We start from the raw sequence: 25155 nt of genomic DNA on the forward strand, positions 1-25155 counted from the left end.
GACTGAAGTAACCAAACCAAAATGGTGAGAGCATTTATTCGATGATGCAGATGAATAGTTTTTACTTAGGTGCTTTTTAGATCTGGCAATTAAAGAAAGATACAAAAATGTGCCTACAGTGAATATTTCACTTTCTGCCGCTCTCTCCATAGGGCTTGAAACCGCTAGGATTGTTAAATGAGATTGATTCTAATAGTAGCAGTTGGCCTGGATAGCCTAGTCCATACGTTCGGCCCTGAATTGGGAGGGAGTCTACCTTTACTTTTATTCTTAATACTTGGAGGACTTCCGTATGTGGTACTTCCGCCAAAATCCAGATATTTTAGGAGAGAGATAAGATCTTGGGCAAGAAGCAAAAATATAGAAATTGTAGAACTCAAAAACCACTATCTCCTAAAAGGAAAGCTGTTCTGGAGGACATTGGATGTCCAAGATATTTTTAATCTAAAAGAACATGATGCTGAATATTGGATTGCCTGTGGCTCATGATTTCTCGGGGCATTCAATAACAACTTAAAGGTATACAAGCTAATTGATAATCGCTTAAAGCTGATAAGCTCCACCTGAGACCTAATATCTATAAAAATAAGTACAAGGATATATAAATCAGCTCCAGCGCCTGAATCTATTGATGCCTACAGCATTAACTTATTGACCGATTTATCTGATACAACAAGCAAATAGATTGAAAAAATAATTACAGTTCAATTTTTGCCCGCTACATATTTGAAGGCCGAAGCTTCTCAATTATTGGTTTGTCATTGTCACTCCCCCTATTCTCGTCTAACCCCTATCAGCTCCACCCAAATAATTTAACATTCACTTAAAGAATAGATAGAGACTAGACCATCGAAAGTGCAATAAATTTACTTTGCAATAGTCTATGCTGCTATGAGACAAACCTCTTCAAACAATGCGATTTTTCAGTCCCCCAGAAAACCTTCCTGCTCCAATACAATTTAGGCAAGCTAATGAGGCTAGTGTGTATTTTTCCTTTTCATTAATCCGTGGAGCCCTCTGTATTTAGCACATAAACTTCAAGCTTTTATACCGCCCTTCATGCTTTATTTTCTTTGACAGTCATCACATTGTCACAAAACACCAAAAATGACTTCATTTTTTGACCCACTACTCAAGCAATTATTGATTAATGGAAACGTAAATTTTATTAAAACATGTTAATTCATGTATGGCATGGAACCCATGTCCACGTGAAAGGTCTGTCTTATTAGCAATTTTTAACGGGTAATTATTTACTAACTGAATTTTTTGATCCTGGTGACAAGGAAAGAATGGCCGGCATTCTCAAACACCAACTTATTTCACAGTATTCACCAGGAAATTGAACTTAATATTCCAGTCGCTCTAAATAAATCGACGAGAATAATGTAAACCAGGAGTAACCTTATGCTTTTAAGAAAAAAAAGCGCGCTTGCGACAATGTTGCTGATACCTTTCAGCTTACAAGTACACGCTCACGGCTGGTCTGAATTTCCAAAAGCCAGGCAAAAAATTTGCTATGATCAAGGCAATATCTGGTCTGGAACACCATCCAATCCAGGCTGTGCCCTGGCAAAATCCATTTCTGGATCTTACCCTTTTCAACAGCACAACGAATTCTCTATTAACATCCCTGACTACAATAATTCTGCCGCTGTAAAAAGTGCCATTCCTGATGGAACTCTTTGCTATGCAAATGATTCGCAGAAAAAAGGGATGGGAGCAGCAACTGATGCCTGGACCCGTGTAGAAGTTAATGCTGGAACATTCGAATACGTATTCCAGGCAACAGCGCCACACAATCCATCTTTTTGGGAGTTTTACCTTACGAAAGCGGATGCAGACCTGTCACAACCACTGGCATGGGATGACCTTGAGCTTATCCAGGAGGAAGGGGACGTACCTGTCGTCAATGGTCAATATCGCATGAATGTCACCATTCCAGAAGACAGGGTAGGTAATGCAATTTTATTTGTACGTTGGCAGCGAGTAGACCCAGTTGGTGAAGGCTTCTACAACTGTAGTGATATCACTATTGTAAATACCGATGTTGAACCGCCCAGCGAACCTGATCCCGGCACCACACAGCCGCACCTGATTCAAGGCAACACCTTTATTCCAGAAGACATTAGTATAGATTCGGTTAATGTGGGGGACACCGTCAATTATACGGTATTCAATAAAAATGGTGAGGAACACTCATCATTTTCGCTGGCAATTACCGAGGATAATAAGAATGACTGGGACAGGCTTTTAGCTTCTCAAGTCACCGGCTGGTACCAATCAAACCACAATGGAAATGTTTTTATTGGTCGCTGGCATGAAGAAATGAATCATTACATGTACTTCCAGGGTGATTTACATGGTAACTACTTCAACTCCAAAGACTCACGTGCCTCCGGTCAATTCACTATTACAAGCAACGGTAGTGAATTAATAGCTGCTATCACACCTAAGGTTTTAAAACCGCTTGATATAGCTAGAGTAGAACACGGGGATTTAGTGGTACTTTCATCGGGAGAAAGCGCCGGAAATATCAATAATACGGAATGGTCACAGGTAAGTGGAAGCCCTGTTGAAACCGCAACCGGGCCCAGTGGTGCACTGGTAATCGACACGTCAAGCTTAACAAATGAACAGCATGAATTAAGTTTCAAGTTAACCGTAAGCGGTGACTCTGCTGTTGATGACGAGATCTACTCATTTACTGTTGAACCATCAACTACCACAGATCCCACAGATCCCACAGATCCCACAGATCCCACAGATCCCACAGATCCCACAGATCCCAGTATTCAAGCTTGGGATAGCAACGAAATCTACACCGCAGGTGATATCGTTAGCCACAATGGTGAAACATGGACTGCCGGATGGTGGACAAGGGGCGAGGAGCCGGGTACAACCGGCCAATGGGGTGTTTGGCGTTAAGTTAAAGGTCACCAACCAAAACAAGTAGCTAGTAGAAAATTATCTGCTAGCGCTTATCTGAAAGGCCTCAATAATCCTGAGGCCTTTCATTATAAAAGCTCACCCGAAAAGAGTTACCTTTCAACTGGATCAATATTTGGAGATTGTGGACTGGAGTAGTCGACATTTAGATCCCAGAAAGCGCGGCGCCTTTACTGAGAATACTCTCCTATTCTCCAGCAGCTGGAAATTCCATCAAAATACTGATCAATCTCAATCGAAATTTTGAAAGCCACTATAAAGATAACGTAAGCGTTGAAGAGGCTGTGCGACATGCTTAAAGAGAGCGCGATAAGCGCTGGGTACACAGCATAAGGACTGTCGGCACAACCTTTCTCCAGCGCCCTGCTAACTCCACTCCGTCACCACCATCATTACTTCCAGCTTTCACCTAAAACCACAATTTTTAATCCAAATCTGAATTCTTGATACTTTCATTACACCTTAGAAAACTAACAGACTGGGAGAGCATCTGCTTCACCGCCAGCGCCTCTAGCACCACTCTTCAATCTGTTGGCATGCTGGTTTTCTGATGCACCGAATCAGGAAAGGATTGGTTATATCTAGCGGTAGTGATCGACCTATATAGTTGGCTAGTTATTGGTTGGGTAACGTCGAAAACGGGTGGCTAACTTATGACGCTTTTCAAATGACTATATGGAGATGTAAGAAGCCTACGAATATTCTCCTGCATACTGACAGGAGAAGTCAGTATTGCTCTAGGAATTATCAACCTTTAATTACAGTGTATGATCTGCAGTACAGTATGAGCCCCAAGGGTAATTGCTACAATAACGCCTTTGCGGGTACCTTTTTCCACTCACTTAAAGTAGAGCTAATCCATGGTATCCGCTGTTGATGGGTATGATCAAAAATTATCACTTTCAAATGGTAATACCTGCTATCTCTTGCACTTCGAGCTGCCTACCAAACCCTCTACAGCTCAACTAAATAAAGATCGAAAGTACTCCCCATTGAATACAAAGTTACATATATATTTTACAGCAACCCCTGTTAGAGCCAAATAAACCTTACTTTCTGCCAAACCACTATTCTACTTATTTCTAGGTAAGATGGAAAATGGTAATGACTACCCATTCCTATTATTTCTTACACACAAATCAGAACTCTCGGTAGAATATTTTAAGTATCTCTGTGTATTTTTTAGAAAAGTCTTAACCTTCTTATTCAGGCAATATTCACATAGAAAATTTAGAATCACTTTTCTAGCGAAAACATTACTTTAAATGCTAGAAGGTTAACCTTTGTTGTTAATGGGGAAGTATGTATGAAAGTGAATTCTCAAAAATTAATTATATGCCTTGCAGTTACTGCTCTGCTCTCTGGATGCGGAGGTGGTTCTGGAAGTGACAAGTCAGCGAACAGTAATTCTGGAAGCGGACCGGTTAGTGGAGGTGGGAGTGGCTCCGGAAATGGGACAGGAAATGGTTCCGGGAGTGGATCTGGAGATGGAGATGGAGATGGAGATGGAGATACCACTACACCTCCAACGGACGACCCCGATGCTGGCAGCTCCCGCTTCACAGTTAGCTTTACACCTTTAAGCGGCAGTACTATTGGCAAAGATAAGGAAATCTATTTAGATTTTAGCGAAGCTATTCTGATCGACAACATTGTCATATCTGGGAGCATGGGAGAGGCCGGTGAACTTTCTCAACTCGATGAAGATACGCTTATATTGCATCCCAAGGGAGACTGGACCAACTCTTCGAACTACTCCCTAACAGTTAACGCCACAGATGATTCCGGCTATGATATCGAAGCGCTAACTGCCACCTACTATATTGATACGCTCTCCCCTTCCATTACTAGCTTCGAGCCAGATATCACTCGCCTGGAGAAAGATGACACGATCAATGTCCTCTTCTCTGAGACCATGGATATCGAGAGCCTTGCCCTATCTGGTACTCTCGTAGAAGATGACTATACAATCAATTGGTCAAAAACAAATATACCCAATGATACCTTAACGATTAGTCCTGTAGATGGCTGGAAATCAGCTCAAGATCGTAGCATTCAGATTGATATAGACGATCTTGTAGGGATTCCATTGATCACTTATGAGAATAGCTTTACTGTTCCCCTTTACTTTGAGAACTTTGATCCCGCACAGGTCGTTATAGGGCAAGATAACTTCTCCAGCACAGATTTGGGAATAAATGCTAAAAATTTTGCCTTTCAGCCATCTGGTGATGTCAGCATCGATGATGAGGGGAAACTATTTATATCAGATACTTCGTCCAATCGCGTCTTAGTTTTTAATTCAATTCCTATTACAAATGGCTCACCTGCAAATGCAGTAATAGGCAAGGACGGACTGGACACTCTGGCCTTATCAAACCCGGAACAGGAATTATTCGGTCCCTCAGACATTAGTTTTGATGGAGAACACCTGCTAATTTCTCAATACCGGGAAAGGCATATTTCTATTTACGATAGTGTGGTATCCGGAGCAGGAGCAGCGCCTACACTGACTTTAAATATTGGAGATTATGACATCTCCCCCTGTAAAAGCTTGGCACTTTGGATAAACTGGGGAGCCACCGTTGCTGATAGTAAAATAATGGTTACTGATGCAGCCAATTCCAGGGTGTTAATATGGAGCCAAATTCCTGAAAATAGTTATGCCTCCCCGGATCTCCTTGTTGGTCAGTCAGGGTTAGAAAACTGTGATCCAAACGATGTAGACCAAAGTGGTATATCATATCAACTATCAGCAAGCACCCTATACGATCCAACAGATGTTTGGAGTGACGGAGAAAAGTTGGCCATTATTGACAGTGGAAATAACCGAATTCTTCTTTGGAATACTTTCCCTACCAGCAGTTTTGCGCCTGCTGATATTGTTCTCGGACAACCCTCATTTAGCGAAAGGAATATTGAACTACCCGATGTGGATGGTACTGAATGGCCAGTAAATAGTAAGACTCTAAACCGCCCAGAAACTGGCATCTGGTCAAATGGTATTCAACTCTTTGTTGCCGACGCGAAGAACAATAGAGTTTTAGTCTGGAATAATTGGCCAACCAGCAATTTCGCTCCAGCAGACACAGTGCTAGGGCAAGCTGACTTTGTAAGCTTCAAGCCAAATGATGCCAATCAAAACGGTATTAGCTATCCCGATGAACCTGAATCACCTACAGCTTCAACTTTAAAGGAACCAACAGGAATTTTTGGCTATAAAGATAACTTATTTGTTACTGATTCTGGCAATCATCGAATTCTGATCTTTAAATCTCGATAAAACATCGCTTGACAAATGGCTGTATAACCCTCAGGGAATATGTACGGCCATTTATCAATTTATAGTTTAAAAGCTAACTCTGCTTATATGAGTAGTTTAAACAAATATACGGCCTAGAAAAAACAAAACAAAACACAAAAAACCAACCCAAGTCCTTACCAACCCCCATTTTATACTAGCGAAACAATCGACTTTTATTTATTCAGCAGGCTCTATCCAACCATAGTTTTGAGCCAAGCGTGCCGCTTCAACTCTATTACTGACATTCAATTTTTGGCAGCTGCTATGGATATAATTTCGAATGGTACCTGGGGAGAGTGAAACTTCTCGCGCAATATCCTCAGTGGTTTTCCCAGTATAAGCGAGCTGAAGAATCTTCTGCTCTTTAGTGGAGAGCGGATTGTCCCCACAATTAAGTGCTTGCTGCACTAATTCAGGAGCAACGACAGTTTTACCTGCTGAAACTTGACGAATACAGCTTGCGAGCTGGCTCGGCGGAGCATCTTTAAGAAGGTAGCCGCTTACCCCTGCATTGAGTGCTCGACGAATATAGCCACTCCTTGAGAAAGTTGTCAGCATTACAATCTTGGGAGGATTTATAAAGCGCTGTAATTGCTCTGCGAGTTCAAGACCTGTCAACCCAGGCATTTCTATATCACTAACTACCAAATCCGGGCTGCAATTATCGCAAATCTCAAGGGCCTCTCGCCCATTACTCGCAGTTGCGACGACCCGAATATCTTTCTCCAAGTCAAGTAGTGCTCTCAATGCACCACGCACCATCGCTTGATCTTCAACTAAAAGCACTTTAATCATCATTTAATACAACTACTTATTTGAGGGGAATTGTGGCGTAGATATGACAACCACCCTGGAATTCTATTTTCAAACTGCCTCCAAGCTGGCTCCAGCGATCGCTCATACCACTGAGGCCATGCCCCATAGATACCTTTCCCATAGCCTTTCCATTATCACAAACATGTAGAGAAAGTAGTTGCTTATCAAGCCACAGCGAAACTTCACACATACTCGCTTGGCTGTGACGTAGAATATTCGTGGTGGCTTCGCGAATAGTCATTGCCAATGTATTGTCAACCTGAAGGGGTATTTCTGTGGCCTCGATATGATGTATACAGGTAATATTCACTGATTCCAGCGCAAACTTTGAACTCGCCAGCTCATTGGCCAGTGTACTGATTTTATAATTCGATACCGTTTCTCGAACCTCGGTAATCGCTGTTCTGGATATTTTTTTAATATCAAGGATATGCTGCAGTGCCGCTGCTGGATCAACTTCGAGAAGCCGTTCGGCAAGCTCCGCCTTTAAAGTGATACTCGTGAGACTCTGACCGAGGGAATCGTGCAAGTCTTGTGCAATACGTTCACGCTCGGATGTCTTCGCCATAGAGGAAATTTCCTTTTGGCTTTGTTTAATAACCAGGTTAGATAAGTACTTTCTCAGTTGAAATAGAAAGTTCAGGCCGTTGATAGTTGTAAAAAATAGTCCCGTCAAAACAGCATATAGTGATTGTCCAGTTAAATAGGCAGTACTCAAATAAGAAAAAGTAACAACAAACAGTAAAATAATGGATGCATAGAGTTGCCTGTACGCCGAGCAAGCTGCAGCCGCAAAGGCAAAGAAACCGATACCGGCAAGTGAATAGAAAGAAGTGATAACACCTAAAAGGTTTAGCACCAGGACAATACCAGTAACTTTGGTTCCTTTACACCAAAATACGAGGAAGAACAAAGGGAAGAGAAACAAGTGGCAAATCACTACCACCCCAAAAGCAACTTCACTAAAAGTATGAAAAATAAAGGGCAAGTATATAAGGATCTGAAAATAAGGTACTAAGTTCAGAGCACCTCTCAGATTCTCGGGGAAAGTATAGAACCTTTGTAAATAGTGATATGCCGGCATTAGTTATTAGCTTCCAAAAATTGTACTTCATGCTCCATCCATTCTTTCACATATACAGGTGCCATAGCATGGCCCATACCTTCTACCCACAACGTTTTAGCACCAGGAATGCGAGCTGCATACTTTTTGGCTTGAGCAATACTTAACAGGGGATCTCTATCACCATGGATAACCATAGTGGGGACCTCTAAGCCCTCCAATCGCTCTAATCTCGAGCCAGAAAGAGAGATTGCTGTAAATTGCTGAACTGGCAGATTATGATCAAATCCTTGCCTATGACGTAGTTCGTAGAGAGTAGTGTGTGCAATATGCTCAACATCAAAGCCTCCCTGCCCCTGAAGACTGTGATAAGTACTTACCATCAACTTAGCCATACCCTCATCGGAGCCACTGAGTCCATAGCGAAGAAATAGCCGAAGCATATTGTATCTGAAGGTTTTTCCCTGGGGTAACTCGGGGTCTTCGAGAAAACCTGAGGACATGATTGAAGTAAGGCTTTTCAAGCGATTGGGGTATTGCAGGGCCATTTCTTGCGCAATCATCCCTCCCATTGAGGCGCCCATAACATGAACTTGCTTAATCCCCAGGGAGTCCATAACCGCAAGGTTATCGCGCATCATGTCGGAAAGGTCGTAAGCAGTCTCCTTAGTCCAGTTGGTAACCCAACTCGAGGCACCGCAGCCACGATGATCGGTGAGTAGTACTTGATAGCCAGCAGCTAAGAGTGGCTCATAGACTTCAGATGGCCAATACAAAGAAGAAGAGCCCATACCGTTTATCAGTAACACTGTGCCACGAACAGGTATCCCCTCTGGGTTTTTTAGCTGATACCAAATTTTAAGGCTCCCTGAGCGAACATATCCGCTCTGACCTGAGATCAGTTCAGGTAGTGGTTTCTCAAGACTCAGATTTAGCTGTTTCTGGATATCCTTGGGTAGCGGGGGCGTTGTAAGGACCCAAATAGTACAGACTACCACCAGAAGGAATACTATCGCGCCAACGATTAAAGAAACTTTCTTGATCAATGTAAGCCTCCATAAACACCGTAACACCGGTGCAGAAATAATATTTATATGTAATATCAGGTAATAGCGGAAATTGGGTAAGTCATTTCTGTCATCAAATTTATATGACACTTGTCATCTTTTGTTGATGATTAAACAGTCTAGTCACAACTGCTGGACAGTAAATGTACATATATTGGAGTTAATCCTTCATTATGGGAGGCTAAGGTTACCTGCAGCTAATAGCTTCTAGTATCGCTCAGCAGAAATCTAAAGGTACACAAACTTGCCTAAAATCGCTTTAAGATAATAGCTGCTAGTCAAGATTTAACATCTATAAGACCAAACAGAGTAAATAGTGCACGAAGCTGCTTTACTAGTACCCCTCACGATCTTATTTTTTTCTGCGATAACTTTTTAATATAGAGCATCAGAAAAGACACCTAAAAGTAAAACATGAGAAAATGTACAGCTAACTTCTCATGTCTGAATCCTTTGATATCAACCAGATCAAAAAACACACACTTTTGACAAGCTAATTAGAAAAAAAGAATACTTGAGGCTGGAAGACACCTTTTTAACTCGCACTTGTTACCGCTATGTCTTTTTGGACGCTGCACCCTAGCATTTGGATTATTATTGTTACTTGTATCTATTTCTATCTAGACTTGTGGATACTTGCTTAGGATTTAAAACAATAGGACTTTGGACGCTCTTTTCTTTGACATCATGGTATGAACACAATAGCCCCCTACCCTTCCTGCGACAAAACAATCCGATACTTAGCCTTACCAGATTTCAAATGCTCAAATGCCGCTTCTATCTGGCTCATTGGGAAAATCTCTATCTCAGGTTTAATCTTATGATGCGCCACAAAATCAAGCATAGTTTCGATCGTACCAGGACTGCCGACAGGAGATGCTGAAATTGAACGCTGTCCGAATAACAAGGGAAATAGAGTAAATTGTATTGGATTAGTTACAGCTCCAACAAAGTGTAAGCGCCCTTTTGGTTTCAGAGCCTGGATATATAGATCCCAATCAAGACTGACATTCACAGTCGACAGAATAAAATCAAAGCTCATTGCCGCCGCTTGAATCTCTGCGGGATCACGGGAGTTCAGTGTTTTATGAGCACCCAGAGCTAAGGCTTCTTTACGTTTTTCCTCACTGGATGTAAACGCGGTAACTTCACAGCCCCAGGCATTGAAAAACTTCAAGGCAAGATGGCCCAAGCCACCAATACCAATCACAGCCACTTTGTCAGTGGGTTTGATATCAAATTGGACCAATGGATTGAATACGGTAATACCCGCACATAAAAGGGGGCCGGCTGATGCATAATCCACACCATCAGGGATAACAACCAGGCTACTCATGTCCGCCCTGGCTTTATCGGCAAAGCCTCCATTGGTGAGTATGGTGAACTTTGCCTCTCTACATAAGTTGAGGTCACCAATTCGGCAAGTATGGCATGTTTCACAGTAGCCTGAATTCCACCCCAACCCAACCACCGTGCCCTTTTTAAGATGAGCTACTTGCTCCCCCATCGCGGTGACACGGCCGATAACTTCGTGACCGGCAACCATAGGGTACTGTCCAATACCCCATTCATTTTCAATCATGCTCAAGTCACTATGACAGATGCCACAGTACATAATTTCCAGTTCAACCTCTGTTGCACCCAGCTCTCCTGCTGCAATTTGGTAGGTTTTAAATGGACCGCCGGCCTCTAAGACTGCATAGGCATTAATAGTTGATGCAGTAGACATGGCGGGCTCCTTGAAGAAAAGGAAATCACAAATGACCTTAAAAGTTTAGACGCCATTCAGCTGTAGACTTTATTGCATCCTTACAATTTTATTTTCTAGAAACTAGTGGCCCTACTATCTAGCACAGAAATTAAAAGTGTTAACCGGGAGAAAGAAAAAGATTGAAATTAAAGCTGTAAAACAAAAAAAGGCCGGGGGTACTTCCCCCGGCCAGTGCCAAGTCCTGTGAGGTTGCTGAATAGCAGAGGACTGATAAAAATTGGACCGCAGTTTTTCGCAGAAGATCAATTCAACACTCGATATCCGCGACCAACCAGGCAATTCTTGATGATGTAGGTTGCCTCAGAGCTCGCACTACCCGCCCCTGACAAGCCCCCAACAAGCGCGCCGGCACCGGCTCCGGCTACCGCAGCACGCCCACTGTCACCGACTATTGCACCGAGCGCACCACCTACTACAGCTCCACCCGCAGCACCGGCAGCAGTTCTGCGCCCTTGGTCACTGTACGTGGAGTAAGCGATTCCCTTGCACTCTGCAAGGTCCGCTTGATACTGATTCATATTAACGCCCCAGGTATCGATAACGATTCCACCGGCACCGGGAACCTGCTCTGGCTGATTCGCACAGCCGTAAAGCAGCGACATCATAATTCCAGCAGTTGCAGAAATAGCAGTCTTCATCAAACACCCCATATCGCTTTCGCCACAGGATAGTGAGCTTGTCACGCTTTTCTTCTTTAGGTTTAGCTGCTGGTAGAACTTGGCGCCAGTCCGGCGCCTAAAAATGAATGACCCGCTGGGCAACAAATCCAACAGGCGTAAATAGTGTTGTAGCTATTAGTGGGGGCGCCTTTTATCTATGGATCTGCAGGCTGGGTTCCTACAGGCAGAATTGAATATTGGTAAAACACTTCTAATTCTTGAGATTTCGCTTGTTGATCGAGGATATTTACTATGCCCTTAAAACTCTTTAATCGCCGACTCTCTGTATCGTAAGTGAGATTTAGGTCCTCTACAAAAAGGCGGATAAGAGGCTGGGAAACATCTACTCGTATACAAGTATTTTCACCTGCCGCTTGATTACAGGATACTGCCCTAGCGCGCAGCTTTATCGATCGACCATGCAGTGGCGAAGCAAAATTGAATTTAAGAATTTTTCCTGAAGACAATAAGTCCCAGTGGTCACGCACATAAGTATCAAAGCCTGCATCAACTACATCAACACTTCGTGCCTCTCGCAAACTTACTTTCCAGGCTTCGTCCTCGTTGGCTCTGTAGCGCATCATCCACTGGCCGTTACCCCAAAGGACTTCACGGACTTCGCCATGCCTCCGATCTATTTGAGTGGCACTAGGGAGCCTCTGAATAACTCCGTAATGCCTCTGCGGGCCTTGAAGGCTGCAGATGTTAGGCGCAGCTCGCCGCGAATGGCCGTAGCCCTTTGCAAGAGCTGCAACGCAGCAGCTGTGGCCTTCAAGGCCCGCCCTTCGGGGCTTGCAGAGCGATTCACACTCCGCGTTGCGACTTCTTGAAAGGTCTAGACATTCCTACGAAGCCGCGCCTTGATTGTGAACCGCTCTGCATGCCAGAGGTATCACGGAGTTATTCAGAGGCTCCCTAAGTAAGGCACTGCGACCAGCTGCAGGGCCATTTCGCTCTCGAAGGGTTTTCTCTGCTATCAAATCACCCTGGGGGGCATAGTAGAAAACAGTTATTTCGCCATTATCTTGCGAAGTATAATATTCGCAGTACTGCAACTGTTGATTATCCGGATCATAGGCCAAACCTTTTACGAGGAAAGGCCCTTCATAGTGACAGTTAGTTCCGGCAATAGCCGACATCGCAATAAATTCAAGCATTGCTCACCTCTTTTTGACAAATCCTTCTTGCCAAATAGGCAAACAACGGCAGGATGCAGGCCCAAATTACACTTAGTGTTCCCAGGGATTGCCACAGGGGCCTGTGGAATTCCACAGTGCCATTTAGGAATGCACCGGTAAAGTAACTAAATGGTCCAAAAAAACCACCCAGGATTACCGCCAACCATAAATTTTTCTGTAAGAAGACCAAACTGTATCGTAAGGTCATGGCAAAGTTCAACCACAGGCAGATCAGCCATAAGGGAGGCCAGGAGGAGCCACTGTCATTTCGCATCACCCCCAAATGAAACAAGATAGAGTCTATAGACACACCAAAGATAAACACCCCTGCCAACCAAAGAGGCTCCCTGGGCAAATTGGCGATATAGCGCAGATGTACAAATAGATTCAACAGAGTAAAGGGAACCACCAACCATACCTTGGCCACTATGACACACAGTGGCCAGGCGATATCGAAAAGTAAGGCATTAGCGACAAAACGCCACATGCAGGAGAGCCTCTGGTTGATTCCGTAATATCCTTGGGTTGCAAACTCTTAAAAGGTTTAAACAACTCCCTGAAATCACGCATTGATCCTGAGCCATTCTGAAAGACAAACACTTCACAAGATTAACTTGAGAAGTTTAGAACCTGCCCAGAAACCGAGGTTTAGCGAACACAAATTGGGCGGTACCAATCACTCGTTGCAAAAATCCCCCTTCGCAATAGCATAAATAGAATTCCCACATACGGATAAAGCGCTCATCAAAACCTAACTCGCGCACTTTGGAAATTCGCTCAAGAAATGCTTTGCGCCAGTCACTTAATGTGCGGGCGTAATGGGCGGTGATGTCTTCGAGCCCAACAATCTGCATATCGGTTGAATTGGCAATATGGTCCGCGATAACCTGATTAGACGGCAGGCAGCCACCAGGGAAGATATATCGCTGAATGAAGTCGACCTCTTTACGATACTCGTGGTAGCGCTGGTCGCGAATGGTGATTGCCTGCATCACCATCAAGCCATCGTCTTTGAGTAATTCGCTACAACCAGCGAAGAAAGTCTTGTGAAATTCGTGCCCTACTGCCTCCACCATTTCAATCGATACAATTTTATCGTACTGACCTTTCAGGTCCCGATAGTCCTGTAATAAAAGGGTTATCTGCCCCTCTAAACCCTCATGCTTCACCCATTGACGGGCATAGTCATATTGCTCTTGGGAAATAGTAGTGGTTGTTACTTTACAGCCATAGTACTTGGCAGCATGAACGGCCATTCCCCCCCACCCAGTACCAATCTCAAGGAGGTGATCGGAGGGTTTTAACTTTAGCTTTCGGCAGATCAGTTCCAGTTTGTGATTAGAGGCTTCAAATAGGGTTGCGTTTTCAGACGGGTAGACCGCAGATGAATACAGCATGGTCCTGTCCAAAAACAACCGGAAAAATTCATTGCCCAGGTCATAGTGTGCAGAAATATTCTTACGTGAGCCATTGCGGTTATTCGCATTTAATTGATGTAACCAGCGCAGGCCTAATCGAGGTAAATAGCTCCAATGGCTATCGATACCTTCCACCAATTCCATGTTGTCCACCATCAGGCGAATCAGGTCCACGGTATTGGTTGAGGTCCAGGCGCCCTGCATAAAGGCTTCTCCAGAACCAATGGTTCCGTTTAAAAGCACCTGTATATAGCTGGATGGATCGTGTACGCAAATATGTGCCGAGATCTCTGCTTCTTCTGGCCTCTGGCCAAAGTGGTAACACTGCTCCCCCTCTTCAATTAGCAAGTGGCCACGATCAATACCCTTGAGTTTTTCCAACACCAGCTTGCGGGCCAGGCGAACGAGCCAGGACTGTGCCGATACTTCTGATTTTGACGACGAAGCCTGATCAACTTCCTGAACTGCTCTCATAGTTGTTTATCTCCTGCCTGAACCTCGGCGTCGTCGCGAGGGTGCGAAAATACCGGGATACGCTTGACCCATAATTTCAGTGCCTGCCAATAAATGGCGGCTATAACTTTTACGGTCATCAAGGGGTACTGGATCAATATTGAATTAAGCGATCGGCCGCTAATTTCGCAACGCCGTAAACTCAGGGTTGCATCAAACATTGGGCGAGTGCCATCTTCTGTATCCTCGGCACTCTCATCAAAATTTTGCAGGTAAGCTGTCAGCTTTTCTCCAGGTTTTGTCCCCCTCCATCGATACCCTTGGGCCATGGGCATAAAAGGCGAGACATGAAACGTTTTTGCGAAGGTCGCTTTTTGCAACTTGGTATTATTACGGCAATCCAAAACATAGCTGTGACGCTCTTTCCAGGGTGTGTTGTGTACATCCAGGAGCAGCCAATCCACATTCTGGCCATCAGCATCGAAACAATAGTAAACACTGAGTGGATTCATGTTGTAGCCAAAGTAGCGCCAATTGGCCAGCAAGCGAATTGGTCCCACAGGCTGCTCTCCCACTTCCTCCTCCACCCGCTGTCGAACCGCCTTATCAAGGCTGAGGGATTCATCGCCAAAAAAATCACTGCGACAAAATCTCGCAGGTGCCCGCTGCTGGGAGGACCAAAGAGGTGAGAGCTGGCAAATGGCTTCCACCTCTGCCAGATCGACGTACATCATAAAAACCTGGTAGCGAAACTGGTGAGCTCTGGGCGCAAAGCGCCGGTGCTCCAACCACCCGGTATAAATCGCACTTTCCATGATACCGGTCTCCTTACCAGTCAACACCCAACCCCCGAGCCACTCGCAACGCACTCGTTACACCGTCTTCATGAAATCCATTTGCCCAATATGCACCGCAGAACCAGGTGCGGTTAACACCATTAATACTATCCCACTGCTGTTGCGCTCGTGCTCCGGCCACAGAGAACTGGGGATGGGAGTATTCAAAACGACCGAGCACAGACGTGGGATCGATAAGCTCTTCGGCATTCAGGGTGACACAATAGGTTTTCTCGGTATTCAAGCCCTGAAGTATATTCATGTTGTATGTCAAAACAGGCAGTGCATCCTGTTCACTGCGCAATTGGTAATTCCAACTCGACCAACTGCGACGGTGACGGGGTAGCAAGGTGCTGTCTGTATGCAGGACCACGGCATTTTTTGCATAGGGTATAGCCCCCAGGATTTTTTGCTCACTGCCGCTGGGGTCGGTCAAACATTGAAGGGCCTGATCGGAGTGGCAAGCGAAAACAACGGCATCAAACTCCAAATTTTCCCCTGCAGCAGTGCGAACATTCACACCTTCCCTGCAGCGCTGCACCGCCTCAATGGGCGTAGATAAGCGAATTTTATCTGCGAAAGATTGCATTAACGGATCAATATATTCACGCGACCCGCCCTTGATCACTCGCCACTGCGGGCGACGCACCAGGTTGAGCAGGCCGTGATTGACAAAGAAGCGGACAAAGAAACTGACAGAAAACTCGAGCATTTGCGCCACACTGGCAGACCAGATAGCAGAGCCCATTGGTACCAAATAGCGATTGGCGAACTCTGCGGAGTAACCGTTCGCAGGTAGATACTCACCCAGGGTCAATGTCTCGCTCAGCCTCCCCTCCTGCCAGTCGCGGAGGGCATTGCGGTTAAAGCGCACAATGTCCCAGAGCATACGCCAGTGCCCGGCGCTTACGATGTTCGAGCGCTGTGCAAACAGGCTGTTGAGATTGTTACCCGCATATTCAAACCCCTCCTGATCGCAACGCACACTAAAGCCCATGGAGGTGGGTTGGGATTGAACTCCCAGCTCCTTAAGCAAACGAATAAAATTCGGATAGGTCCAGTCATTGTAAACAATAAAGCCAGTATCCACTGCTAACCGGCGTCCCCTCTCGTCAATATCAACCGTAGCGGTATGCCCTCCCAGGCGCGCCTGTGCTTCAAACAGGGTGACATCGTACTTTCGGTTCAACAGATAAGCGGCAGTAAGACCGGCAATGCCGCTGCCAACAATAGCGATTCGCATCAATTCTTCCTTAGTGTGCGGATTCTTGTCATTTTAGGTACGCAAAAACGGAACCAGATTGAGCTAAAAAAACCCAGAAACCGCAGAGGCCAACTGAGCCGTTTGGGAAAATCGACTGTATGCCCAACACCACAGAGCCCCTGTTCAATGCGCTCGGCGGCCTGCTCTGGAGTCATTAAAAAAGGCATGTCAAAGTCATTGCGCTGGGTAAGGCGGGTGTCAACAAACCCCGGGCGAATGTGGACCACTCGAAGTGGAGTAAGGCTGGTATCGGCGCGCACCGACTCCAGAAAATAGGCTACCGCCGCTTTGGAACTGCCATAGGCTTCGGCGCGGGGAAAAGCTACCACTGACGAGAGGCTGCCGAGTGCAGCAAATACCGGAGACCGGCTTGCGGTTAACAGTGGCTGCGCGGACTTCAAGGTATTCACCAAGGCAAAGAAGTTGCCATCAAAAACCCGCCGGTACATGGTGACATCCAATTGAAGGTCGTCGTCATATTCACAGGTACCAGCGCAAGCAATCACCATATCCAGGTGATCTGTGAAGTCCGCTAATCGCCGAGCAACACCCGGCATCACCGCATCATCACTAAGATCACAGTCCAAAACCCTAAGGCGACTGGGGGCTATGTTCTGTAACTCTGTCAGCGCATCCAGCCTGCGACTGCTGGCAATCACAAAATTATTCTGTTCCACCAGGCGCAATGTGAGCGCGCGCCCAATACCCGAGCTAGCACCTGTGATCCAGATGGTTTTATCGCGAATCCCCTGGGACACTTAGTTGCGCTCCATTCGCGACTTGATAAAACCTATGCAGGAGCCCAATACCGGCACCTGCTCGTAGACCATGGCACCCATATCGTAAAAGTCCTCGTGGTAGTGAATCTTATCGGTGTAACGCAACAGGCTACAGCCACGAAGTTGTAATGGGCGTCCACCTTTGAGTGATTGGTGTCGGTAGTGCATAGTCCACGAAAGGCAGGCGCTGCCCTCGCCCACCACCGGCAGATCATCAAATTGGAAGCGGCACTGGGTAAGCCCCCTGCTCATTCCCGAAAAGTAACTCTTTAAAGCAGGCAGTCCCTCTATCCGATGCAACGGGTCACAAAAAATGACATCGTCGCTATATAGTGATCCAAGGCTGCCAGTTTCCTGCATCAGGAAGTCTTTGTAGTACTCCTCTAGCTCCTCAATCAACGCGCTCATCATCGGATTCCTTACTGTTCTAGCTGCAGATAAATACGCCACACCCCATCGGGTGGATCACCGCTCAATAAAAGGTAGGACAGAGTGATCCAGTTATGCCCTCTCTGCGTAAGTAGTTATCAGACAACTTGGAAGTCTCCCCCTGAGAGTCTGTTGCAGAATGTGGTACACGGATGTACCACAACAGCTCCCAACTCTAATTTCCAGACATGCTTGATTGCGTGAGTATCGACAACGACAGAAAGACCGTTAACATGGCGCATAGCCCCCAAGCAAAAAGTGAAATAGGCCCGGTGAAACTGCCACAAAGAGAGGACCAGGACTGGAGTGCCCTGCTGACGCGAGTCGGTGCGGAGCGTGATCGCCTGTCCTTTGAGCAGCTCTTTCACCACTTTGCCCCACTAATTAAGGGTTTCCATCACAGCCGCACCACTCAGGCAATTAGCGCTGAAGCCGCCGATGAGCTAGTTCAGGAAACCCTGTTTAAAGTCTGGCGCAAGGCCCCCAGCTTCGATGCCAGTAAGGCTTCTGCCAGCACCTGGATATTCACCATTATGCGCAACACTCGTATCGACATGTTGCGCCGCAACGGGCGTCATCAAAACGCCGAGATTATTGAAGCCATGGATGTTTGGGATGAAACCCCCGAACACCAACCGTTGATATTTCTACAGAGAAGACGCAACGAAAAGGAAGTTGCGGAAGGCCTACACAGCCTGCCAGCAGAACAGAGCCACGTCTTGGAAAAGGCGTATATGGAGGGAAAATCCCACAGTGAGATATCCAAGGAGCTGGAATTACCATTGGGCACGGTAAAGTCCCGCGTGCGACTGGCCCTAAAGAAGTTACAAGCGAGGTTGGCCAAGTAGGTTTAGTATGATTCGCCACCACCCCGATAAAAATTTACTCCTTGAATACGCTTCCGGCAGCCTGCCCAAAGGCGCCAGCCTGGTCGTTTCCGCCCATATACAAATGTGTGCCGAGTGTCGAGCTCAATATCGAACCATGAACACCCTGGGTGGCTCCATTCTGGAGTCCTGTGCACCACAGGCCGTAAACGATGAGGCTTTCCAACGCCTGATGGGACGTATTGATCAGGCAGCTAAACCGGCGCAACAAGTGGCTCCCGAGAGATCCAAATCCACAGAGCCCATGCTGGCGGATGCGCCGCCAGTCGTGCACAAGCTGCTGGAAAAAAATCCCCCGATCAAATGGAAAACTATCGCGCCCGCCCTAAAAATGTGTCGACTAAAAACCGGGCAGGATCAATATGAAGTGAGCTTTCATCGCCTGAGTTGTGGCGGCAAAGTTGCAGAGCACGATCACCGGGGCTACGAACTCACCCTGGTTCTGTACGGCAGCTTCTCTGATAGCGATGGTGTTTATAGTCCAGGGGACTTTCTGTTGCGGGAACCCGGCGACGTGCACCGCCCGACGGTCACAGAAGATCAAGAGTGCCTGTGCTTCTCTGCAGTACAGGCACCGGTGGCGATTACCGGTGTCAGCGGCTGGTTGCTAAACCGCCTTATCCCGTTTCGTCCGGGCTGACACCGATTAAAAGAGCTGCGGCGTCTAGGACGCCGCCAGAGAAGTCGGCTCTTGCTCCCCGTCCACAAATACTGCAGAAAGCTCATCCCAACGATCGCTGACCGCCGCGAATTTTTCCTCGCGCACATGGCCATAGCCACGCACTTGAAGGGGGATTTCGAGCAGCTCTTGTGCCTCTGACAGGTTTTCGCCGGACAGATGCGCGGCCACGCTATCAACTGCTTTGGCCACCTGTTGGGCCCAGCGCCGTTCAGCACGGCGCTCCTGGGTGTAACCGAAGACATCCAGTGCAGTACCGCGAAGAACTTTACCCTTAGCCAACAGCGGCATCAGCTTGCCCATCCAAGGGCCAAACTGCATTTTGCGCACGCGACCACTGCTATCGGGGCGAGCAAGAAGCGGCGGCGCCATATGGAATTTCAGGGTGTAGTCGCCACTGAATGTCTCACGTAACTGTCGCTTGAAATCTTCACCGGTGTAGAGGCGCGCCACTTCGTACTCATCTTTATAAGCCATCGCTTTATAAAGGCTGCGCGCACCCATACGGGTAAGATCGCCCCGAGCAGCTGGCAGTGAGGATTCTGCTTTGCGCAGCGCCTCTATATGGCGAAGGAATTCTGCTGCATAGGCCGGGCTTTGATAGTCGCGAAGCTCTGCCGCCAATCGCTCCAGCAACTGCTCCACTGACTCCTCAGGCTCCACCAATTTCACCGGCTTGGCCGGCACTGCCAATTGCTCGATCGCTTTAGGGTTTTCCGCCAGCAAACGGCCCGCGCGGAAAGCGCGCAGGTTGTTCTCTACTGCCACACCATTTAGCTCAATGGCCCGTTCCAAGGCCGCTTCACCGATTGGCAGCAGTCCTTTCTGGCAGGCAAAACCCATAATCATCAAGTTACTGGCTACGGTATCGCCAAACAGTGCCTGGGCATATTTATTCGCATCAAAGGCAAAATACTCCGCACACAGGGACTCAATACTCTGTTGGGTCGCATCGGCGGGGAATGCCAGCTCGTTGTCGCGAACAAAGGCAGCCACCGGTACTTCAGCAGTATTTACCAGGGCACGCATTTCGCCGGTGGCAAATTTGGTCCGCTGGCCAGCGGCGGTGACCATATCGCAGCCCAATAACAACTGCGCCGCGCCATCGCGAATACGAGCGGTGGTAATCGCCTCGGGGTTTTCTCCCACTTTTACATGAGCCACAACGGCACCATTTTTTTGTGAGAGACCAGTAAAGTACAAAGTTGTACTGCCCTTCTCTTCCAGGTGCGCCGCCATGCCCAACAGTGCCGCCACGGTAAGCACACCACTGCCACCAATGCCGGCCACCAAAATACTGAGGGGCTGGGCCAGAGGCGCGACCGGCGCAGAAGGTAATCCGGCAATAGCCACGTCCAGGGCATCCGCCAGGGATTGCACCGGGGGCTTTTTCAGTTCTCCCCCTTCCACAGTGACAAAGCTCGGGCAGAAACCATCGGCACAGCGCATATCCTTGTTGCAGCTGGACTGATTGATCTGACGCTTGCGTCCCAACGGGGTTTCCAGCGGCTCCACGGCAATACAGCTGGACTGCACACTGCAATCGCCACAGCCTTCGCAGACCCGGTGGTTGATCAACAGTCGCTGGGATGGGTCGACCATCTGTTTTTTCTTGCGGCGGCGGCGTTTCTCGGCCGCACAGACCTGCTCATAAATAATCGCCGTCACTCCGGCAGTTTCCCGCAGGCGACGCTGCACGGCGTCCAGCTCAGTGCGGGGAAGAACTTCTACGGCAGTGGGCAGTTGGCTGCGGTGTTCACGCCAGTGGTCGGGGTTCTCGGTCAAAAGAATAACCGTACCAACCCCCTCGGCCAGCAACTGTGCAGCCAGGGAGGGAGCATTAACTTCGCCATCGGCGGGTTGGCCACCGGTCATGGCCACCGCATCGTTCAGAAGAATTTTGTAGGTGATATTCACCTGGCTCGCCACGGCCTGGCGAATGGCCAATAGCCCGGAGTGGTTGTAGGTTCCATCGCCCATATTCTGGAAAATATGCTCGGCGCTGGAGAAACGGTGCAGTCCTACCCATTGGGCGCCCTCGCCTCCCATATGGGAATAGGTATCGGTGCGCAGACCTTTACCCAAAGCCATAATATGACAGCCAATACCGGCACTCCCCAAACTGCCTTCCGGCAATTTGGTGGAAGTGTTATGAGGACAACCTGCACAGAAAATGGGTTCACGAGCCAACAAGCCCTGAGCCTTTGCAGCGACATTGCCCCCCAGTTTTTCTGCCAGGGGAATCAGCTGTGCCGCCAGTTCAGTATCCACCAGCCAGCGGGCAATGGCCTTGGCCACCTGATCCGGGCCAAAGCCCCACACTGCCGGCAACAGATCCTTGCCATCCAAGTCTTTCTTACCGACTACCTTCGGACGATAACTATCTTCCCAGCCGTAGAGCAGGTTTTTCAGCTGATCCTCCACCAGGGGACGCTTCTCCTCGACTACTAGCAAGCGCTCCATGCCCTTGGCGAACTCGCTGATGCCCCTAGGCTCCAGCGGCCAGGACATCGCCACTTTATAGATGGAGATGCCGGCTGAGTTCAGATCTGACTCTGATAAGTTGAGCAGTTTCAAGGCCTCAAGCAAATCACCGTGGGCCTTACCCACCGTTACAATGCCGAAGCGTTTTCGCTCCGCACTGTGGGTGGTTTTATCCAGGCGGTTGGCATAGGCGAATGCCTTGGCTGCAGGCAAACGCTCCTCCAGCATACGGCGCTCATATTCAAGGCGCTCGGCAGGCCAATTCAGGTGGGGATCGTAGTTCAGGCCGTGTGGCGGGATTGGGAAGTCAGCTGGAATTGTAAACTGGGGCAACTCCGGCACAATCAAGGAAGCACCGGCCTCTACAGTTTCAGTAATTGCCTTAAAACCCACCCACAAGCCCGAAAAACGGGATAAGGCAATGCCCGCGAGGCCCAGGGTCAGGTACTCATCAATGGAGGACGGAAATATCAGCGGCATCATTACCGACTCAAAAATCTGGTCGGTATTGTGGGAAAACATGGAGGATTCTGCAGTGTGGTCATCCCCACACAACGCCAAAACACCACCTAGTTTTGAGGTGCCCTGAATATTGGCTTGGCGGAAAACATCTGCGGTGCGATCTACACCGTGGCCCTTGCCATACCAAATAGAAAAGACGCCGTCTTTCGTTGCCTGCTGGCGATAGTGATCCAGCAACTGGGTGCCCCAAATATTGGTCGCCCCCAGGTCTTCATTAATGCCCGGCTCAAAATGGATTTCCCGCTCGGCCAATAGCTTCTTGTGCCGCCACAGGGCCTGGTCGTAACCGCCCAATGGGGAACCGCGATAACCGGAAACAAAGCCAGCTGTATTGAGGCCCGCCAGCTCGTCCATGCGCTTTTGCATTAAGGGCAAACGAACCAGGGCGTCAATTCCGGTCAGGAATACACGGCCAGATTCACGGGTAAAAGCCGCTTTCAGCGAATACTCGCTATCAAAGCCCAATTCCTGATCGCCTTCGACCATTGCCATGGGTACCACCTATTTTATCTTTATTGCTTTCATCACTCCGGTTCTCGACGCCAGTAACATGTCGCAAAAATATTCGCGGCATCTCCCGAGTTACAGCAGAACAGACCAGAGCTGTTTAATAGCGCTAAAATTAACACTGCCCGGCAGAGCAGGTCATACCAAAATTGGCCCAACTCAGGCATAATGCCGCCATAACTCGCTAAAGATGACCAGCTACTGGCAACAAATCACTCAAAATGAAGTATTTTGGGGGATACAACGGAAAGGACATGCCCTCTTATGGTGCTCGCCTCTGGCCTTCACACTCTGTGTGACTAAATAAGCGCCAAAGGTTCTGCTTTTTGAGAGGCATAGCCTGGAACTGATCAGGGGATATCAGTTTCCGTCCGTTTACAGCTAACCAGTATCAACCGGTTGGGCAACGTACCCATAAGCGGGAAATTAATAAAAAACGAGAAGGTCTCACAAAAGATGCGCAGTATAGGAAGCTACTGCCATAACAAACCAAAAAAAACCATGTACGCAATGCACACAATTTACCGGAGAACGCTGGGAAGCAAAGATTCACTGGCAGGTTGATGATTAGCAGCCGGCGATACCGGCGTACGTTCAGAGAGATGAGATACGGAATATAACCATGGCCTATTTACTGGATGCCATCGACAAGAAAATTCTGGAAATCCTTCAACAGGATGCCACCATTCCAAATATTGAGCTTGCAGAAAAAGTCTGCCTCTCACCCTCCCCCTGTTCACGGCGGGTTAAAAATCTAAACGAGCAAGGGTTTATAAAACGCGCAGTTACCCTGCTTGAACCGGAAAAGGTTGGGTTACCGGTAAGTGTATTTATCCAGGTTACTCTTAACCACCAAGTGAAAAAAGAGTTGCAGGACTTCGAATCGGTTATCGGCCAATGGCCGGAAGTGATGGAGTGCTACCTGATGACCGGTGATTTCGACTACCTGCTGCGAGTTGTTGTACCCAATTTGCAGGCTTATCAGGAATTCCTGGATAAAAAACTCACTGAACTCCCAGGCATCGATCATATTAAAAGCAGCTTCTCTTTAAAGCAGGTGCGTTACCGCACTGAGTTGCCGCTGGATCAGTTGCTGGAAAGCCAAAATTAACTTTCTGCTAATCGAATCAACTGCAACTGCCTTTTGTTGATTACGTCACGGTCATAAAGCTACCATCTCAAGCTATTGAGAAAAGATAACAGTTTAAGGAGCGTTATCTTAGCTTTATGCCCCCTCTCGATAGGGCACCACAAGGACTACCAGTACGGCAGTCCTTCTCGAGAGCTTTACTTGAGCTGAAACTCGACGTAAATCTCCGATGATACTTTTACATTGCCTGGCTTGAACTCGTACTGTGTGCTTTTTATATTTGAGGCACGTCTTTTGCTGCCAGTTACTACGACTTCTTCGAGGCTGTACTGGCGACGTATATTCTGCTTGCCTATTTGGTGCACCTTATCTAATTCAGCCCCAAACTGCTTGGCCAAGAACTCAGCGTTAGATTTTGCTGATTGAGCCGCATTAGCCAAAGCCTCTCGCTTTAACTCTTCATAGTTAGATACATCTGGTTTTATGCTATCTATTTCTGATACATGACTATCTACCAGGGCTTGGATTACCTCACCGTAAAGGCTGACATCTCGGATGACGATATCAATATTCCTACGCACCAAATGACCTATGATAAAGGCATTTCCATTATCATTATAATCTTCAGCTGTTTCGATATTCAGTGAAGAGGATGTTATGTCTTTTTCGGCAATACCAAGTTTTAACAGTGATTGCACTGACAACGATGAAATCTCATCAACCTTTGCCTTGGCTTCAGATGGATCGTTCTTACTCAGACTGAATACGTTGTACCCAATACGAATAAGATCAGGCACAGCCTCGACCACTCCCGAGCCTTCAACAGCAATAATTCTTTCTTCAGCAATAGAGAATGAGCCTAACATAGACAGTATTATTAGTGCGGCTACTTTATTCATTCTTATCCCTTGCTCAATATTGTCTCGTAATTGGGGTAGGCCCGCACTCCACGATGCCCGACTAGGTACACAGGTTACATAAATGGATTAGCTACCTATCC

Annotated in this window: 22 protein-coding genes and 1 pseudogene; 8 read left to right on the forward strand and 15 right to left on the reverse strand. The window is 47.3% G+C overall.

The window, feature by feature from the left end; genetic code table 11:
• Positions 1-177 precede the first annotated feature (177 nt).
• The 5 genes and pseudogenes from ACJJI6_RS07850 (at position 178) to ACJJI6_RS07870 (ending at position 6232) form a co-directional block, all read left to right on the forward strand.
• Positions 178-489, forward strand: coding sequence for a hypothetical protein (locus ACJJI6_RS07850; RefSeq protein ID WP_475713055.1), 312 nt, complete (start codon positions 178-180; stop codon positions 487-489).
• A 918-nt stretch (positions 490-1407) separates the two neighbouring features.
• Complete coding sequence (locus tag ACJJI6_RS07855) at positions 1408-2928, forward strand: lytic polysaccharide monooxygenase (RefSeq protein WP_475713056.1); 1521 nt, start codon at positions 1408-1410, stop codon at positions 2926-2928.
• 593 nt (positions 2929-3521) lie between these two features.
• Positions 3522-3814: pseudogene (locus ACJJI6_RS07860) on the forward strand (DDE-type integrase/transposase/recombinase); the annotation flags it as partial.
• Positions 3815-4334: 520 nt separating this feature from the next.
• Entirely contained in the window at positions 4335-4532 is a 198-nt protein-coding gene (locus tag ACJJI6_RS07865; protein ID WP_475713057.1) for a hypothetical protein, read from the forward strand.
• An 86-nt stretch (positions 4533-4618) separates the two neighbouring features.
• Positions 4619-6232, forward strand: coding sequence for an NHL repeat-containing protein (locus ACJJI6_RS07870; RefSeq protein WP_475713058.1), 1614 nt, complete (start codon positions 4619-4621; stop codon positions 6230-6232).
• A 198-nt stretch (positions 6233-6430) separates the two neighbouring features.
• Here ACJJI6_RS07870 and ACJJI6_RS07875 read toward each other — a convergent pair whose 3' ends face one another.
• The 13 genes from ACJJI6_RS07875 to ACJJI6_RS07935 all read right to left on the reverse strand — a co-directional run bounded on the left by ACJJI6_RS07875 (position 6431) and on the right by ACJJI6_RS07935 (position 17965).
• On the reverse strand, positions 6431-7051 hold the full coding sequence (locus ACJJI6_RS07875) for a response regulator (RefSeq protein ID WP_475713059.1): 621 nt from the start codon (positions 7049-7051) through the stop codon (positions 6431-6433).
• 13 nt (positions 7052-7064) lie between these two features.
• Positions 7065-7637, reverse strand: coding sequence for a sensor histidine kinase (locus ACJJI6_RS07880; protein WP_475713060.1), 573 nt, complete (start codon positions 7635-7637; stop codon positions 7065-7067).
• A 515-nt stretch (positions 7638-8152) separates the two neighbouring features.
• A complete protein-coding gene (locus ACJJI6_RS07885) occupies positions 8153-9178 on the reverse strand; it encodes an alpha/beta fold hydrolase (protein WP_475713061.1) in 1026 nt (341 codons plus the stop codon).
• Between the two features lie 730 nt (positions 9179-9908).
• Positions 9909-10928: an NADPH-dependent aldehyde reductase Ahr gene (gene ahr / locus ACJJI6_RS07890; protein WP_475713062.1), complete on the reverse strand. Its 1020-nt coding sequence runs from the start codon at positions 10926-10928 to the stop codon at positions 9909-9911.
• Between the two features lie 284 nt (positions 10929-11212).
• Complete coding sequence (locus ACJJI6_RS07895) at positions 11213-11608, reverse strand: YMGG-like glycine zipper-containing protein (protein ID WP_444896834.1); 396 nt, start codon at positions 11606-11608, stop codon at positions 11213-11215.
• Between the two features lie 176 nt (positions 11609-11784).
• Positions 11785-12213 carry a hypothetical protein gene (locus tag ACJJI6_RS07900; protein WP_475713063.1) on the reverse strand — a complete coding sequence of 143 codons (429 nt, stop codon included), beginning with the start codon at positions 12211-12213 and terminating at the stop codon, positions 11785-11787.
• Between the two features lie 261 nt (positions 12214-12474).
• Positions 12475-12786: a hypothetical protein gene (locus ACJJI6_RS07905; protein WP_475713064.1), complete on the reverse strand. Its 312-nt coding sequence runs from the start codon at positions 12784-12786 to the stop codon at positions 12475-12477.
• Positions 12779-13294 (reverse strand): DUF2878 domain-containing protein, encoded by a 516-nt coding sequence (locus ACJJI6_RS07910; RefSeq protein ID WP_475713065.1) that lies wholly within the window; start codon positions 13292-13294, stop codon positions 12779-12781. Before ACJJI6_RS07910 ends, ACJJI6_RS07905 begins: the two co-directional genes overlap by 8 nt.
• Before the next feature lie 136 nt (positions 13295-13430).
• Positions 13431-14699 carry a class I SAM-dependent methyltransferase gene (locus ACJJI6_RS07915; RefSeq protein WP_475713066.1) on the reverse strand — a complete coding sequence of 423 codons (1269 nt, stop codon included), beginning with the start codon at positions 14697-14699 and terminating at the stop codon, positions 13431-13433.
• Positions 14696-15493 carry a DUF1365 domain-containing protein gene (locus ACJJI6_RS07920; RefSeq protein WP_475713067.1) on the reverse strand — a complete coding sequence of 266 codons (798 nt, stop codon included), beginning with the start codon at positions 15491-15493 and terminating at the stop codon, positions 14696-14698. The genes ACJJI6_RS07915 and ACJJI6_RS07920 overlap by 4 nt, the downstream gene beginning before the upstream one ends.
• Positions 15494-15506: 13 nt before the next feature.
• On the reverse strand, positions 15507-16757 hold the full coding sequence (locus ACJJI6_RS07925; RefSeq protein ID WP_475713068.1) for an NAD(P)/FAD-dependent oxidoreductase: 1251 nt from the start codon (positions 16755-16757) through the stop codon (positions 15507-15509).
• Positions 16757-17536 carry an SDR family NAD(P)-dependent oxidoreductase gene (locus tag ACJJI6_RS07930; protein WP_475713069.1) on the reverse strand — a complete coding sequence of 260 codons (780 nt, stop codon included), beginning with the start codon at positions 17534-17536 and terminating at the stop codon, positions 16757-16759. The genes ACJJI6_RS07925 and ACJJI6_RS07930 overlap by 1 nt, the downstream gene beginning before the upstream one ends.
• Positions 17537-17965, reverse strand: a complete 429-nt coding sequence (locus ACJJI6_RS07935; protein WP_475713070.1) for a nuclear transport factor 2 family protein — start codon at positions 17963-17965, stop codon at positions 17537-17539.
• 254 nt (positions 17966-18219) lie between these two features.
• Here ACJJI6_RS07935 and ACJJI6_RS07940 point away from each other — a divergent pair, with 254 nt between their 5' ends.
• Both ACJJI6_RS07940 and ACJJI6_RS07945 read left to right on the forward strand, forming a co-directional pair.
• On the forward strand, positions 18220-18834 hold the full coding sequence (locus ACJJI6_RS07940) for a sigma-70 family RNA polymerase sigma factor (RefSeq protein WP_475713071.1): 615 nt from the start codon (positions 18220-18222) through the stop codon (positions 18832-18834).
• Positions 18835-18841: 7 nt separating this feature from the next.
• On the forward strand, positions 18842-19513 hold the full coding sequence (locus ACJJI6_RS07945) for a ChrR family anti-sigma-E factor (protein ID WP_444896826.1): 672 nt from the start codon (positions 18842-18844) through the stop codon (positions 19511-19513).
• Between the two features lie 24 nt (positions 19514-19537).
• Here the strand turns inward: ACJJI6_RS07945 and ACJJI6_RS07950 are convergent, their stop codons facing one another.
• Complete coding sequence (locus ACJJI6_RS07950; RefSeq protein ID WP_475713072.1) at positions 19538-23050, reverse strand: indolepyruvate ferredoxin oxidoreductase family protein; 3513 nt, start codon at positions 23048-23050, stop codon at positions 19538-19540.
• Between the two features lie 637 nt (positions 23051-23687).
• Here ACJJI6_RS07950 and ACJJI6_RS07955 point away from each other — a divergent pair.
• Entirely contained in the window at positions 23688-24176 is a 489-nt protein-coding gene (locus ACJJI6_RS07955; RefSeq protein ID WP_282933267.1) for an Lrp/AsnC family transcriptional regulator, read from the forward strand.
• A 176-nt stretch (positions 24177-24352) separates the two neighbouring features.
• Here ACJJI6_RS07955 and ACJJI6_RS07960 read toward each other — a convergent pair whose 3' ends face one another.
• Positions 24353-25054, reverse strand: coding sequence for an SIMPL domain-containing protein (locus tag ACJJI6_RS07960; RefSeq protein ID WP_444894211.1), 702 nt, complete (start codon positions 25052-25054; stop codon positions 24353-24355).
• Between the last annotated feature and the right edge of the window lie 101 nt (positions 25055-25155).

Source organism: Microbulbifer maximicatervae (SeqCode), assembly GCF_056232625.1.

What these genes read in the sequence shown, in the direction of transcription:
- ACJJI6_RS07855 (WP_475713056.1), top strand. Translation starts at nt 1,408, where the DNA reads ATGCTTTTAAGAAAAAAAAGCGCGCTTGCGACAATGTTGCTGATACCT.
- ACJJI6_RS07940 (WP_475713071.1), top strand. Translation starts at nt 18,220, where the DNA reads ATGGCGCATAGCCCCCAAGCAAAAAGTGAAATAGGCCCGGTGAAACTG.
- ACJJI6_RS07910 (WP_475713065.1), bottom strand. Translation starts at nt 13,294, where the DNA reads ATGTGGCGTTTTGTCGCTAATGCCTTACTTTTCGATATCGCCTGGCCA.
- ACJJI6_RS07935 (WP_475713070.1), bottom strand. Translation starts at nt 17,965, where the DNA reads ATGAGCGCGTTGATTGAGGAGCTAGAGGAGTACTACAAAGACTTCCTG.
- ACJJI6_RS07870 (WP_475713058.1), top strand. Translation starts at nt 4,619, where the DNA reads ATGGGAGAGGCCGGTGAACTTTCTCAACTCGATGAAGATACGCTTATA.
- ACJJI6_RS07925 (WP_475713068.1), bottom strand. Translation starts at nt 16,757, where the DNA reads ATGCGAATCGCTATTGTTGGCAGCGGCATTGCCGGTCTTACTGCCGCT.
- ACJJI6_RS07945 (WP_444896826.1), top strand. Translation starts at nt 18,842, where the DNA reads ATGATTCGCCACCACCCCGATAAAAATTTACTCCTTGAATACGCTTCC.
- ahr (WP_475713062.1), bottom strand. Translation starts at nt 10,928, where the DNA reads ATGTCTACTGCATCAACTATTAATGCCTATGCAGTCTTAGAGGCCGGC.
- ACJJI6_RS07955 (WP_282933267.1), top strand. Translation starts at nt 23,688, where the DNA reads ATGGCCTATTTACTGGATGCCATCGACAAGAAAATTCTGGAAATCCTT.
- ACJJI6_RS07850 (WP_475713055.1), top strand. Translation starts at nt 178, where the DNA reads ATGAGATTGATTCTAATAGTAGCAGTTGGCCTGGATAGCCTAGTCCAT.
- ACJJI6_RS07950 (WP_475713072.1), bottom strand. Translation starts at nt 23,050, where the DNA reads ATGGCAATGGTCGAAGGCGATCAGGAATTGGGCTTTGATAGCGAGTAT.
- ACJJI6_RS07875 (WP_475713059.1), bottom strand. Translation starts at nt 7,051, where the DNA reads ATGATGATTAAAGTGCTTTTAGTTGAAGATCAAGCGATGGTGCGTGGT.
- ACJJI6_RS07905 (WP_475713064.1), bottom strand. Translation starts at nt 12,786, where the DNA reads ATGCTTGAATTTATTGCGATGTCGGCTATTGCCGGAACTAACTGTCAC.
- ACJJI6_RS07960 (WP_444894211.1), bottom strand. Translation starts at nt 25,054, where the DNA reads ATGAATAAAGTAGCCGCACTAATAATACTGTCTATGTTAGGCTCATTC.
- ACJJI6_RS07880 (WP_475713060.1), bottom strand. Translation starts at nt 7,637, where the DNA reads ATGGCGAAGACATCCGAGCGTGAACGTATTGCACAAGACTTGCACGAT.
- ACJJI6_RS07915 (WP_475713066.1), bottom strand. Translation starts at nt 14,699, where the DNA reads ATGAGAGCAGTTCAGGAAGTTGATCAGGCTTCGTCGTCAAAATCAGAA.
- ACJJI6_RS07895 (WP_444896834.1), bottom strand. Translation starts at nt 11,608, where the DNA reads ATGAAGACTGCTATTTCTGCAACTGCTGGAATTATGATGTCGCTGCTT.
- ACJJI6_RS07900 (WP_475713063.1), bottom strand. Translation starts at nt 12,213, where the DNA reads ATGATGCGCTACAGAGCCAACGAGGACGAAGCCTGGAAAGTAAGTTTG.
- ACJJI6_RS07920 (WP_475713067.1), bottom strand. Translation starts at nt 15,493, where the DNA reads ATGGAAAGTGCGATTTATACCGGGTGGTTGGAGCACCGGCGCTTTGCG.